A 13363-nucleotide genomic window follows, 5' to 3' on the forward strand; every position below is an offset into this window, starting at 1 on the left:
CCTGTTGGTTGTGGTTTTGGTTTGGTGCGGTTTGGGTTGGGGGGTTTTGGTTTTTTCTTTTTGGGGTGTGTTTTTTTTTCCCTTTTGGGGGGTTTTGTTCGCCCCCCCCCCCCCCCCCCCGGCCAGGATGATCAGGGAACGATCACGAACTTCGCAGCCAGCCAGTTCTGGGTGGACAGCGGTGCCGAGGCGGAGAATCCGAAGTACAGGTTGTAGGTCTGCGGCGTGGTCGCCTTCGACGGCGCGTAGAAACGCCACTCGAAGTGGGCGTGCGTCCCCGAGGCGAGGGGGTACGTCCCCGACCCGGTGCCCAGCACCTGCGAACCCGTCGAGTTGAACAGACGGACGTCACCCGGGTTCGCGCCAGCGGCACTCATCCACGCCGCGCCACTTCCAGGGCAGGAGCCTTCGAAGTTGAACCCGACCCAGGGGGCTGACGACTGTGTGGCCGAGCCGATGTCGACCGTCCAGCAGCCGGCGGTCCCGGTCGTCGGCACCCAGGTCACGGCGGTGCTCACGTCGTCATAGACGAACGCGTAGTTGTGCATGTCCACCGGGTTGATCGGCGTACCCGAACCGATCTTCGTCGTCAGGGCGAGTGTCGGGCTGGATGGGCACTCGATGTTGACGATGTCGATGTGGCCGGCGGCGACGTCGTTCGTCGCGTAGACACCCGCGTACGCGGGCGAACCACCGACCAGGGCCAGCAGGAATCCGCAGACGCTGGTAGCGATGGCGGCGATGGGTGTCGCCTCGTACCGCGCTGGACGCCTGCCCTTCTTGTTGTCCGGACAGCAGTCACGTCAGTCACGTCTCAGTCGCCCTTCACTCGCTCGGCTGGAGATCCCCGCTCGGCCCACGGTGGGCACCGGAATCCCCGCCAGGTGGATTCATGAGACTGACTCCCATCTTCACCTAACCCATCGACTACCGGCCTGTCTAGACGATCTAGTCAGAACCCGAAGCGGGACCAGCGTCCCACCGCAACGCTGCCCGGACGGCCACCACGACCCCTCGCAGCCCAGATGGCCGTCCGGCCCGGTGCACATGGAACGCAGGCTCAGGCGGAACCAGCGATGCGGATCCTCGCGGCGGCGCACGGGTCAGGGCATGGCATCGTCGGCGGCTATGGGCGACAGGGAACTGAATCGGTCGACAATCGTCGCCGCAGGAAGACGGCTCGCGCAGAGCGAGGGCGTCGGTGCGGTGTCGATGCGCAGAGTGGCGGCAGAACTGGGGTGCTCGGCGATGGCGTTGTACCGGCACGTGTCGGACAAGCGCGAGCTGTTGATCCTGGTTCTCGACGATGTGGCGTCCGGATTGCCGCTGCCGGTCGTCGACGGCCCGCCAGGCCGGCGGTTGTTCACGTTGTTCGACTCCTTGCACGGGTATCTCGGTGGGTTCCCATGGGTGGTCGATGTGCTCCGGGAGGGTGAGCTCTTCGCGCCGCAGGCGTTGCGATTCACCGAGGCGGTACTGGAGGCTCTGGTCGCTGCGGGGATTCATGGCCGTGACGCATTAGCTGTGTACGCGGCGTTGTGGCAGTACACGCTGGGGCATCTGGCGTCGGCCCATCCGCCGAAGGACCCGGCCACCCGGGCCCGCCGGGACGAGTTGGTCCGCCGGGCGCCACTGGACGAGCTTCCACGGATGCGGTCGATCATGCCGCTGCTCGTCGAGTTCGACGCGGAAGCGGCCTACGCGGCGGGCCTCACCGCGCTGATCCGGGGCGCACTGCCCGCTGGCCATCCGAACGGATGATTGACCGGTCGGTCGTCCGGTCACTGTTGCGCCAGACATGGGCGCGACCTTGACGTCGGCAGTTCTTTAGGTAAGCCTATCCTCTGTTTACACCGTACGCAGCACGTGGTGATCCGGAGTGAGACCATGGCCTTTCCGAGCTTTCCCACCGACCCGTTTCCGACGCGGGGCGTCGGCATGCCCGAGTTGTCAGCATGAGTGACGGCACGGACACCGCCGAACGGGCAAGGACGTCCGATCCGAAGGCACTCGCGGCGCTGCTGGCCCCAATCCGGGTCCAACTGGTCCTGGCGGTGCTGCTACAGGTCGTCTCGGCGGTGGCGTCGCTGGTGCCGTTCATCGCGGTCGCCGAGATCGGCCGCACTCTGCTGGCGGCCGGGCCCATCGACGAGGGTCGGGTGTGGGCAGTCGTGGTCTGGGCGGCCGGTGGGCTGATGGTGCGGTTCGTGACGCTCACCGCCGCAGGTGGGATCACCCATTTCGCCGATGTGCAGTTGCAGTTGCAGATACGCCGGCGGATGGCCGCCCACCTCGCGACCGTGCCGCTGGGCTGGTTCACCGACCGGTCGGCCGGGCAGGTGAAAAAGGCAGTGCAGGACGACGTGGGCGCGATGCACCACCTGGTCGGGCACGCACTGACAGATCTGGCCGCGGCAGTGGTGACCCCACTGGTGGCCCTCGGCTACCTGCTGTGGGTCGACTGGCGGCTGGCGCTGCTGACACTGGTCACGGTGCCACTGTTCGTGGCGGTGTACGCGGTGATGATGCGCGGCTATCCGGAGAAGATGGCCCAGTACACCGCCGCGCTGGCCCGGATCAACACAGCGGTGGTGGAGTTCGTACAGGGCATCGCGGTGATCAAGACGTTCGGGCAGGCCCGCCGGGCACACCGCAGGTTCCGGCAGGCCACCGACGACTTCGCGGACTTCTTCGGCGCCTGGGCCACCGGGATGGTCCGGGCGGAGGCGGTCGCCAGCGCGTTGGTCGCACCGCCGGTGATGCTGCTGGTGGTGCTCGGCTGGGGCACCTGGTTCACCGCGAACGGCTGGGTGCGGCCCGCCGAGGTGCTGCCGTTCGTACTGCTCGGTCTCGGCCTGACCGCGCCCGTGCTGACCCTGGGTTACGGTGCGAACGAGTTGCGACTGGCCCGGCAGGCCGCCGGCCGGGTGATCGCGCTGCTCGACACGCCGTCTATACCGGAGCCGACGGCGACCCGATCGCCCGATGGCAACCGGGTCGTCTTCGACCGGGTCGTCTTCAGTTACGACGGTCGCACCGAGGTACTCGCCGATGTCGATCTGGTGCTGGAGCCCGGTACCGTGACCGCGCTGGTCGGATCCTCCGGCTCGGGCAAGTCGACGCTGGCGTCGCTGCTGCCGCGGTTCCATGATGTCGACTCCGGGGTGATCACGCTCGGCGGCGTCGACCTGCGGCAGATCGCTGGCGCTGAGCTGTACCGGCGGGTCGGGTTCGTCTTCCAGCAGGTCCAGCTCGTCCGCGCAAGCGTGCGGGACAACATCGCGCTGGCCCGGCCGGACGCCACCGACGAGCAGATTCACGCCGCCGCGCGGGCCGCGCAGATCCACGACCGGATCCTCGCCCTGCCGGCCGGATACGACACGGTCCTCGGCGCCGACGGGCACCTCTCCGGTGGCGAGGCACAGCGCGTGTCGATCGCCCGGGCGCTCCTGGCCGACGCGCCGATCCTGGTGCTCGACGAGGCCACCGCGTTCGCCGACCCGGAATCCGAGGCCGCGATCCAGGACGCGCTGTCCACGCTGATCGCCGGGCGGACGCTGCTGGTCATCGCGCACCGGCTGTCCACTGTCGTCGACGCCGACCAGATCGTCGTGCTCGACACCGGCCGCGTCGTCGAACGCGGCCGGCACGCCGACCTGGTGGCCATCGGCGGCCGGTACAGCCAGCTGTGGCAGGCCCACGAACGCACCGGCCGGTGGGCACCGCACACCGCCACCGTCGAATCGCTGGAGGTCACGCGATGATCGGCCTGCTCAGCCGGGTCCTCGGCCCCGACTATGCCCGTCCACTCCGCCGACACCTGGCCGCGATGATCGTCTACAGCCTGCTGCAGGCAGTGGTGTTCACGCTGCTCGTTCCGGTACTGCGGGCCCTGCTGTCCGGTGACACCACGGCTGCCTGGCGGTGGCTCGGTGTCCTGGCGGTGACGGTGGCCGCCACCGCGGCCGCCTACTACGTGCAGGCGCAACTCGGCTACCGCGTCGGCATGGCGTTGTCCCGGGCCGTGCACCACCGCACCGGCGACCACCTCGCCGCGCTGCCGCTGGGTTGGTTCACCGGGGAGAAGGTGGGCCGGGTCGCCCGGCTGGCCAGCCAGGGCGTCGTCGACATCATGGGGGTTCCGGCGCACCTGCTGCAGCCGGTCGTCTCCGCCGTGGTCACCCCGGCCGCCGTGGTCGCCGTACTCGCCGTGTTCGACTGGCGGTTGGCGGCAGCCACCCTGCTCACCGTCCCCGTTCTGGTTCTCGTCTACCGGTGGACCGGCAACCTGGTCGCCGCCAGCGACCATGCCGTCGACGCGGCCGGGGCAGAGGCCGCCGCCCGGGTCGTCGAGTACGCCCAGACCCAGGCGGTGCTGCGGGCCCACGGCCGCGCCCGCGACGGCTTCGCCCAACTCGACGCGTCCCTGGCGGAACAGGCGCGCGCTGGACGGGCGCAACTCGTCCGTGCCGTTCCGGGGCTGGCGGCGTTCGTACTCACCGTGCAGGTCGCGGTCACCGCCGTCCTCGTCGTCGGTGCCGCGCTCGCCGTCGGCGGTGATGTCGACGCGGCCGAACTGATCGCACTGCTCGTCCTGGTGATCCGGTTCGCTGAGCCACTGGTGACGGCAGCCGACCTGGGCGGAGCGTTGCGGATCGCCCGGAACTCCCTCACCCGCGTCGACGAACTGCTCCGTACCGCGACCCTGCCGGAACCGGCCGGCCCCGCCGCCGGTCATCCTGACGACGGCAGCATCGAACTGGCCGGGGTCAGCTTCGGATACACCGCCGGACGGCAGGTGCTGACGGACGTGAGCCTGCGGGTGCCGCCCCGCAGCATGACCGCGCTGGTCGGTGCGTCCGGCTCCGGCAAGACCACCATCACCCGGCTCGTCGCCCGGTTCTTCGACGTCGATGCCGGCGTCGTACGGGTCGGCGGGACCGACGTACGCGAGCAGACCACCGAGCAGCTCATGGCCCAGTTGTCGCTGGTGTTCCAGGACGTCTACCTGTTCGACGCCACGATCGCCGACAACATCCGCACCGGTCGCCCCGACGCCACCGACGATGATGTCGAACGCGCCGGGCGGCTGGCCCGTGTCAACGAGATCGTCGAACGGCTGCCCGACGGGTACCGGACCCGGGTAGGTGAGGGCGGGGCCCGGCTGTCCGGCGGGGAACGTCAGCGCATCGCCATCGCCCGTGCCATCGTCAAGGACGCCCCGATCGTGCTGCTCGACGAGGCGACGGCCGCGCTCGACCCGGCCAACGAGGCCGCGGTCCAGGAAGCGCTGACCGCACTGACCGCGAACAAGACGCTCCTGGTCATCGCGCACCGCCTGCAGACGGTCCGCAACGCCGACCAGATCCTCGTGCTGGACAGCGGCATCGTCGCCGAGCAGGGCAGTCACGACGAACTGCTGGCCGCCGACGGCCGGTATGCCGCGTTCTGGCGCGAGCGCGAACGCGCCGGTGGCTGGCGGCTCGCCCCCGCCGTCTCCTGAGAGGACGCATCCACGATGCCGACCCTGCCCGTCGCGCTCGCGGTGAAAGCCACCCGCTGGTTCGGCCGTCCAGCGACCGTCACCGCCGTCGACATGCAACCCGACGATCGTGACGCCGTCACACGCCTGGTGCCCGGCCTGGACGTCCTGGACACCGGCGACGGGGCGGGCACCGCCCTCACCGCCTGGACCGACCGCATCGAGGCGGCCGCCTCCGTACGAGTCCGCGTCCTGCCGGCCGGGCACCCGCAGACCGCCCAGCGGGCCAGCGCGCTGCTGCGCACCAAGGGCCCGCGCCGCCGTGACGTCCCGGTCGATGCCTACTGGGCCACCGGGAAGATCGGCCTGTGACCACCGAAGGAGTACGGCGATGACGAGTCACACCTCAACCGGCCAGCCGACCGGCACCGGCAAGGCCGGTACCGGGGTGCTGCTGCTGGCCGTCCTGGTCGCGTTCTGTGCCCAGCAGGTGCTGCTGCCGGCACTGGCACCGTTCGCCCGCGAGACCGGGCTCACCGAGACCCAGCTCGGCCTGACCATCGGCGCCGCCGCCGCGGTGCTGGTGCTGGCCGCACCCTGGTGGGCACGCCGCTGCAGCACGTTCGGGCCACGTGCCGTCCTGGTGACGGGGTTGACCGTCGCCCTGGCCGGTCTGACCGCCTTCGGTGCCGTCGCCACCCTGGCCCTGACTGGTGACCTCGACCCGAGCCTCACCTTCATGCTCATGCTGGTGACCCGCGGGCTGCTGTTCGGGGCAGGGCTGGCCGCGGTGCCGGTCGCCGCGCTCGCCATCGTCGTCGCCGGCTCCACCGCGCAGGAGCGCACCGGCGCGGTCGGCAAGCTGGGTGCCGCCCAGGGGCTGGCGATCGTACTCGGGCCGGCGATCGGGGCTGTGGTCGCGTTCGCCGGACTGCTCGGCCCGGTGTGGGCCGCGCCTGCCGCAGTGCTGACCGCCCTGCTGCTCATGTTCGTGTTGGTGCCGCCATCAGTCACGACCGGGCCGCCGCCCGCCAGCGGCCCGGCCCGGCTGCGGCCATGGGACCCACGGATACGCTGGGTACTGCTCGTCGGGTTCCTGCTCTACACCGGACTGGGCCTGGTCCTGCTGACCATCGGCTTCGCCGTGCAGGACCGTGGTGGCCTCGACACCGACGTGGCCGCCCGGGCAACCGGCGCTGTCATCTTCGCCTGCGGCCTCGTACTCGCCGGCACGCAGGGCGTCCTCGTACCGAGACTCCGGTGGCAGCCGCGCCGGTTGATGCTGGTCGGCGCCCCGATCGCCGCAGCGGGCCTGCTGGCCATCGCGGTCGTGCCCGGCGTCTGGGGCATCGGTGCCGCCATGCTGGTCGTCGCCGCCGGCATGGGAATCGCGACGCCGGGCTACACCGCCGCCCCGTCGATGGTGGTCGAGGAACACGAACAGGCACCCGCCGCAGGACTGCTGACCGCAACCAACGGACTCGCCTTCGTCGCCGGACCGGCACTGGGCGGCGCACTGTACGCGGCCGCGTACCCGCTGCCGTTCGTCACCGCCGCGATCATGGTGCTGTTCGGGCTCGCACTGCTGCTCGTCGACCAGTCCGGCCTGGCGAGGCGCTGACTTCCAGGCTCGGGCAGCGCCCCTCAGACGGCGAAGCCGGACGGTCGGGACCACCCAGCCGAGCAGATCCACGATCAGCAGTCCCACGCCAACGCGGTCGGGCGACCAGCTGGGAACCGCGCCTGCGGCCAAGGGCTGCGCTCAGGCCCGGACCGCGCGTACGACGCCGAGTTGGCCGACTTCGGCGGTGAGACCGGCAGCTGACAGTTCGTCGAGCAGCTGGCCCTGCGACATCACGGCCTCGGCCAGGATCCGAACGCCGCGCCCGATCTCCTTGATCGGAACACCCTCGGCCCGATGCAGCCGACGGATCTCAGCCCAGTCTTCCAATGCGATCACCCCTCCAGCCTCGGAGGGGGTCAGCCCCAGTCCGCCGCTAGAGGGTCAGTCTCAGCGCGTCGTCGACACCGCCGCGTTGGTCGACTCCCAGTCGACGCGGGGCGCGGAGACCACCGACCGCGCCACCTGCGGTTACGACGACGGCAAGCGGGCCAAGGGTCGGATCCGATAGTCAGACCAAGACATGCGCACGGGAGGCCCCGGATCTGTCGACGCAGGATGGCGACCTCGTGCCGCAGTGCGAACGCCTCGGCCAGCGCGATGCTGCCGCCGCAGGACCGCTAGTCCCAGCACGGGCAGGCAGGCACCGCTGGAGACGCCGATCGGCGTCCGCTCGCGGACCCGGACACACGTGCGCAGCACCAGGCACATGCGCATCAACTGCCTACCATCACGACGGTGGTGGTCAGCCGGGATTGCTGCGACCATGGCATCGCCTGCGCAGCTGTCCAGGGGCACCGCGCCTGTGGCCATCGCTCGTCTTCCAACCTATGAGGAGTTTGACGTGACACCGTCCCAACTTCCTGCCGGCGCGCTACTCGACCGGTTCACCGAGCTGGCTGGTGAGCACCCGGAGCACCCCGCGTTCGTGGTGGCAGATCCGGACGGTGGCGAGGTCGTCTTCAGCTTCGCCGAGCTCGTCGCGTCGGCACACCGGTTCTCGGCCCACTTCAAGGATGCCGGTATCGGTCCGGGTGATGTGGTCGTCCTCGCTCCACAGAATCACCCCTGCTACCTGAGCCTGGTCCTCGGCACCTGGTGGGCTGGGGCTGCGGTCCTGCCGATCAGCCCATCATTCACTAGTGACGACAGCGCCCTGTTGCTCGATGTCGTAGCCACGCGGCTCGGCAGACCGGTGCTGGTGGACGTCAAACCGCATCCGCAGTACGGCACGCTGGTGCTCGACGCCGGACCGACTGCTGCCTTCACCCTGCACGGTGAGCTGACACCGTCCCGACGCCCCACGGTAGACGAGGGCGACTCGTACCTCTTCATGACTTCTGGTGGCACTACTGGACTACCGAAGATCATGCCTTACCCGCTCCGCTGGGTCGGAAACGAACGAACGCCTTATGCTAATGCTGGACTCGGCAACCGCACTGGAGCAGCGACGGGTTTCCGGACCCGATTGATCTGCGGCAGCCTCCACCACACCGGCAACTTCACCGTCGCGATACATGTGCTTCTCACCGGCTCCAGTGTCATCATTATGACCAGGTTCGACGCAACCCTCGCCTGTGAACTGCTACGTCGACATGAAGTCTATTCACTCGGCCTCACCCCGTACTACATGATGCTGATTCTCGGTCTTCCGGACCTGGATCGCAGCGTCTTCGACGGAGTAGCCAGGATCACTCATGGCGCCGCGCCCTGTCCGCACTGGATCAAACAGGCGTGGATTGAAAGCATGTGCCGCCTCGGCTGCAATCCGGCGCTGCTCGTCGGCGTCCCACAGCGCGTCATCCAGCATCTCGAAATACCGCTTTCGGAACTCGTCGGCATCCGGAATCGCCGCGAAATCGTACAGCTCGACGCCTGGACCGACGAGACCCTGATGCTCCGCCATCTTGTTCCGGAATACCTGGCCGCCGGCAAGGTCACCGACATACCGCACGTGGTGCTGCGCGATGTACCCCCCGGGCCATTCGGCCGCCAGCCTCCGAATCCAGGCGCAGTGCTCCTCCGTCGCCTCGTACGGCGCGATCCTGTGCATCCAATCCGGACCATGGTAGAAGGCAAGGTCGCGTTGGATCGGCCCAAGCCGCTCGAGCTCAGGAAAGAGGAACGGTGCCGCGATCGGGTCGGCGCGGACCTGCTCGGCAGTCTCCTCGAAGGCGCGGAAGATGAAGTAGCGCTGGGTAACGAACTCCCCGAAGGCCTCCACCGGCAGGTCGCCGGCGAGCAGTGCGCTGAGGAACCGCCAGCGCCCTGACCGCCGATGCACGGCAATCAGGGCGTCATGGATCATCGCTGAGAGCGGAGGGCTCGTCGTCGTCACTGGGGCAGCCGATCCTCTCGTCGACACGATACGGCCACAATCATAGGTCCGTCCACGACGGCCGGACCAGAGTCGACACCCTCACCTCGGTTGACCGAAGGTCATGTTGTCCTGAACGGTCGGCGGAGCCTACCCTGGGCCCATTCTAATCAGGTGCCGGTCCACGGCGTCGGGCCAGTCACCAGCGCCCTGGCGTGTACCACCGTCTGTATATCGTTGTCGACCATCGACTCGCTCAGGTACGGCCAGCCGGCACTACGGGCACGGGCCGCCGATCGGCTGCTACCCAACAGCCCTGCCCCGGACACGCGTAGTAGTGACATTGCCGGACCACGATTCGGCCGAACCGGTACGACAGTACCTGATCGGTCTGGGTCAGCCTCCTCATCGCAGTTGGGGAGGCTTCTCCCTGGCCGGCACGCTGAACGCAGCGGCTGTTGGTTGCCATCTGCTCGTGGTGAGACGCCGGGCTGATGCCGGCGTCTCACGGGTCGCGGCGGATTCGTTTCGTGGTCAGGCCGGATGCAGGCTGATCAGATTCGGTACTCCGTACCGAGACGGAGGTTGATATCCAGGCCGGCGTGGGTGTAGTAGTTCAAAATGCTGAACAGGGCGAAGACCAGTCCGCTGCCAAACCAGAGCCACCGCGCGGCGGTGAGCAGCCAGCCCGGACGCAGGCGGCTCAGCGGCGCCAGGATGGCACCGAGGCCGGCAGCCAGGTAGAGCAGCACGAAGAAGGTGTTCTCCACAAGTGGATAGCCGTTGAGCAGCCCGGTGACGGGTTCGGCGGCCGGCGCGCCGCCCACGATCTCGAACCGTGCGATGGCGGCGGCACAGGCAATCAGGACGCCGCCGAGTCCGATGACGACCACGGCGACCGGGGTGAGGTCCACCTGTTGCAGACCGGCGAGGTCGCCACGCAGGTGCCAGAGGTAGACCGCAGCGGCGAGCAGCAAGACGCCCAGGATCAGGCACGGCTCGCCGAAGATGAAGTTGAGCGGCGGGTTGACGGTCAACGGCCAGGTGGTCGCCATCAGCGCGCCCAGCGGCGCGAGGACCAGGCCGAGCGCGCCGAGCACCACCGCCCACAGCCGCGGGTCGAAGGTGCCACCGGCCGGTGCCACCGCCACCGGCCGGTCCTGCGCTGGATCGGGATCCGGGTTGCGGAAAGCCGGCAGGGCGGCTGCGGCCGCCCGCCGAAGCAGAAGCGACACCAGGATCAATGCCAGCCCGGCGACCACTCCCATGGACGTGTTGTAGAGAATCACGTGCCCTCCCTCATGTGGTGTCGACCCTTGCCTGGGATCGGTGCCTCGTCGGCATCCGCCCGTCACCATGACCGCGGCCGCCGCCGCCTGGGCAGCGGCACTGCACGGTCGGATCCGCCCGGTCTTGCGCAACCGCGACGGCGAGCGATTCCCTGCTGCCCGCGCGGCGGTCGCCGGCTGTCGGCGTGTCGCGGTCCGGGAGTCGCTCATCGAGTTCGGGAATCTGGCCCAGGTGGCACCGGCTGGAGCGGATCCGCGTGGCGATCCATCCGTGACCACAGTGGTCGCGGGTCCGCGTCGCATCCAACCAATGGTCAGCCGGGCTGTAACCACATAGCCACTTTACGTAGCATCACCCTGCTTACGCCAGGGCTTTGGCGAGGCCGACTTGATCATCCACAGTGACACTTGGTGGAACGCCAGGTGACCTGCCGGCGACTCGACTTCGAGACGGGCGACGGCGACGACCTTGGACGCATCGCCGCGCCGTGGTCCACCTACCGACCGACCACCGGTCCGCCCGGGCCGGGGCCGAGGCATGCTGTCCTGTCAGCACAGCCCATACCAGACGGCAAGGAGACCGCCATGCGACATCGAGCGACGGTCACTACCGACTCCGCGCTTCTGGCCGCTACTGCGACGGCCGCGACCGCGACGGCCTGAGTCAGTCCCCGGTTTCCTGGGAACTGATCGGCCACCGTTGGTCCACCCGATGCCAGCCGCCGCTTCCGTGCCTTACCGGTCCCCTCGGAGAGCACCGGGACCGCCGTGACCGCCAGCGAGACAGCCAGCATCAGTGTCAATGCCGTGGGCGACGCCTCGCCCCGCAGGTCGGCGCCGCCCACCGTCAGCACCCACGCCGCGAGCAGTACGCCGGACAGCATGGCCGGCAGGGAGGACCCCGCCGACAACCAGGCCACGGCTCGACCAGAGAGCCGTTCGCCACCCTGCCGAATGCCATGGGCGGCACTCACCAGGAACAGGGCGAGGCCGAAGTGCCCCGGGAACTCGAGCGCCTCCCGCCCTACGGTCTCCGGCGCGCCCCAGCCCACCTGTGACACCAGCACTGCGCCCAGCAGCAGGCAGCAGGTGATCTCAAGGACAATCTCCGGCTGCTTGAGCCTCCCCGCCAGCCAGCGCCCCACCGCAGCCGTAGCCAGCACGCCGGCGAGCACGAGCGCCAGCGTGCCAGCTGTGCGCGCGTCCAACCGCGTCTCCCTGTCGGAGTGTCGACTGAGGTCGACATCTTCGGTTCAGCGCCCGGGTGCGAGAGCTGACAGCCACTTCTCGGCCGGGGTCAACGGGACGGGTGTGGGGCGTTCGACCACCGTCGTCAGCTCAACCCGCCGGCCCTCTGCCGTCGACCGGAGCAGAGCGGTCATGATGTCGAGTACGTGCAGCGCCATCTCACCGCTGGCCCGTGGCGGACGCGTCTCGTCGGACCGGACCAGGTCGATCAGGCCGCCCCCGGGAGGCGGCGACATAGCCGGCCCGCGGATCAAGGGAACGCCAGCCGGGGCCGTCGAGCGCGAAAGGCGAACCTCGCCGTCGAAGGTGTTCGGGTCGGGTACGGCGAGGGTGCCCTTCTCCCCCTGCACCTCGATCGGCGCGGCTGTCGTCGCGACACCGTCGAAGCTGGTCGTGAGAGTCGTCAGGGCACCGCCCGCATGTTCCAGCACACCGGTCACGTGGGTCGGCACCTCGACCGGGATCCGCTGCCCGACGCGGGGGCCCGCACCGATGACCCGGACGTCACGCAGCTGGCTGGCCGACCCGATCACCGCACGGACCGGCCCGAGCAGGTGGACCAGCGCCGCAAGGTAGTACGGCCCCAAGTCCAGCAGCGGGCCGCCACCCGGGGCGTAGCAGAAGTCGGGGTCAGGGTGCCAGCGCCCGTGTCCTGGGGTGACCATGATGGCCGACGCACAGAGCGGGCGCCCGATCAGTCCACCGTCGATCGCCGCTCGGGCGGTCTGCGTACCGGTGCCCAGGACGGTGTCCGGCGCGCAACCGACGCGGACGCCGGCCGACGCCGCCCGCTCGATGATCGACCGTCCCTGCGGGAACGTGACGGTGAGCGGCTTCTCGACGTACATTCCGGCCGGCGTCGATCGCCGCGCCGGAGATCTCGGCGTGCGCCGCCGGGACCGTGAGGTTGAGTACCGTCGTCACGTGGGGGTGATGGAGTAGCCGCTCGACGCTCACCGCCTCGGCACCGGAATCGCGGCGGCGGCAGCGACGGCGCGGGCCGCGTCCAGGTCGGCTGCACGATGAGGTCGGTGCCGGCCAGTTCGGCGGCGTCGGCGTAGATCTGCGTCGACTCCTCGACCCGTACCGCGTATCCGCTGCGTTCGAGGAGCGGGATGAACAATCCCGTCGCCTCGACCGGCCGGTGCCCTTCCCAACCGCCTGGGACGACAAGGGCTCTCCACAGCGCCACGCCCGCTCTCTCCCCCGGTCCGTCGCCTGCGGGCCTCCGCTGCCGCCAGCAGACGCCCACAGCTTCCGATCATCGACAACCGTACCCGGCCACCGTCTGTCAGCCCTCGCCCGCGATGACCTGATCCGCTGGCGGTCGGCGAGCAGGAACCAGTAAAACCGACGATCATCACCAATGATGCTGGAAGATTCACGACACCTGCCCCATGTCGCGA

11 protein-coding genes and 2 pseudogenes are annotated in these 13363 nt (G+C 69.2%); 7 read left to right on the forward strand and 6 right to left on the reverse strand.

What is annotated here, in order from left to right:
- Positions 1-131: 131 nt before the first annotated feature.
- Entirely contained in the window at positions 132-554 is a 423-nt protein-coding gene (locus ACXAHD_RS13050) for a hypothetical protein (protein WP_289212987.1), read from the reverse strand.
- Between ACXAHD_RS13050 and ACXAHD_RS13055 the strand changes: the two genes are divergently transcribed.
- The 6 genes from ACXAHD_RS13055 (at position 547) to ACXAHD_RS13080 (ending at position 7103) form a co-directional block, all read left to right on the forward strand.
- On the forward strand, positions 547-669 hold the full coding sequence (locus tag ACXAHD_RS13055) for a hypothetical protein (protein ID WP_289212988.1): 123 nt from the start codon (positions 547-549) through the stop codon (positions 667-669). The two genes, ACXAHD_RS13050 and ACXAHD_RS13055, sit on opposite strands and share 8 nt — an antisense overlap.
- Before the next feature lie 459 nt (positions 670-1128).
- Positions 1129-1761, forward strand: coding sequence for a TetR/AcrR family transcriptional regulator (locus tag ACXAHD_RS13060; RefSeq protein WP_475050811.1), 633 nt, complete (start codon positions 1129-1131; stop codon positions 1759-1761).
- A gap of 194 nt (positions 1762-1955) precedes the next feature.
- Positions 1956-3764, forward strand: a complete 1809-nt coding sequence (locus ACXAHD_RS13065) for an ABC transporter ATP-binding protein (protein WP_475050813.1) — start codon at positions 1956-1958, stop codon at positions 3762-3764.
- Positions 3761-5503, forward strand: a complete 1743-nt coding sequence (locus ACXAHD_RS13070) for an ABC transporter ATP-binding protein (protein WP_289212991.1) — start codon at positions 3761-3763, stop codon at positions 5501-5503. Before ACXAHD_RS13065 ends, ACXAHD_RS13070 begins: the two co-directional genes overlap by 4 nt.
- Before the next feature lie 15 nt (positions 5504-5518).
- Positions 5519-5854 carry a hypothetical protein gene (locus ACXAHD_RS13075; RefSeq protein WP_289212992.1) on the forward strand — a complete coding sequence of 112 codons (336 nt, stop codon included), beginning with the start codon at positions 5519-5521 and terminating at the stop codon, positions 5852-5854.
- Between the two features lie 19 nt (positions 5855-5873).
- On the forward strand, positions 5874-7103 hold the full coding sequence (locus ACXAHD_RS13080) for an MFS transporter (protein ID WP_289212993.1): 1230 nt from the start codon (positions 5874-5876) through the stop codon (positions 7101-7103).
- 141 nt (positions 7104-7244) lie between these two features.
- On the opposite strand, the gene ACXAHD_RS13085 is transcribed toward ACXAHD_RS13080, so the two are convergent.
- On the reverse strand, positions 7245-7442 hold the full coding sequence (locus ACXAHD_RS13085) for a hypothetical protein (RefSeq protein ID WP_289213723.1): 198 nt from the start codon (positions 7440-7442) through the stop codon (positions 7245-7247).
- Between the two features lie 427 nt (positions 7443-7869).
- On the opposite strand from ACXAHD_RS13085, the pseudogene ACXAHD_RS13090 reads away from it, so the two are divergent.
- Positions 7870-8847 (forward strand): annotated as a pseudogene (locus ACXAHD_RS13090) (AMP-binding protein); the annotation flags it as partial.
- Between the two features lie 54 nt (positions 8848-8901).
- Here ACXAHD_RS13090 and ACXAHD_RS13095 read toward each other — a convergent pair.
- From ACXAHD_RS13095 to ACXAHD_RS13110, 4 genes and pseudogenes are all read right to left on the reverse strand, one after another.
- Positions 8902-9411: pseudogene (locus ACXAHD_RS13095) on the reverse strand (biliverdin-producing heme oxygenase); the annotation flags it as partial.
- A gap of 563 nt (positions 9412-9974) precedes the next feature.
- Positions 9975-10709: a DUF981 family protein gene (locus tag ACXAHD_RS13100; RefSeq protein ID WP_289212995.1), complete on the reverse strand. Its 735-nt coding sequence runs from the start codon at positions 10707-10709 to the stop codon at positions 9975-9977.
- A 497-nt stretch (positions 10710-11206) separates the two neighbouring features.
- On the reverse strand, positions 11207-11917 hold the full coding sequence (locus ACXAHD_RS13105; RefSeq protein ID WP_475050817.1) for a hypothetical protein: 711 nt from the start codon (positions 11915-11917) through the stop codon (positions 11207-11209).
- A gap of 45 nt (positions 11918-11962) precedes the next feature.
- Positions 11963-12805 carry a Gfo/Idh/MocA family protein gene (locus tag ACXAHD_RS13110; RefSeq protein ID WP_281555160.1) on the reverse strand — a complete coding sequence of 281 codons (843 nt, stop codon included), beginning with the start codon at positions 12803-12805 and terminating at the stop codon, positions 11963-11965.
- Between the last annotated feature and the right edge of the window lie 558 nt (positions 12806-13363).

The sequence above is a fragment of the Micromonospora sp. ABR4_055 genome (genome assembly GCF_056160425.1).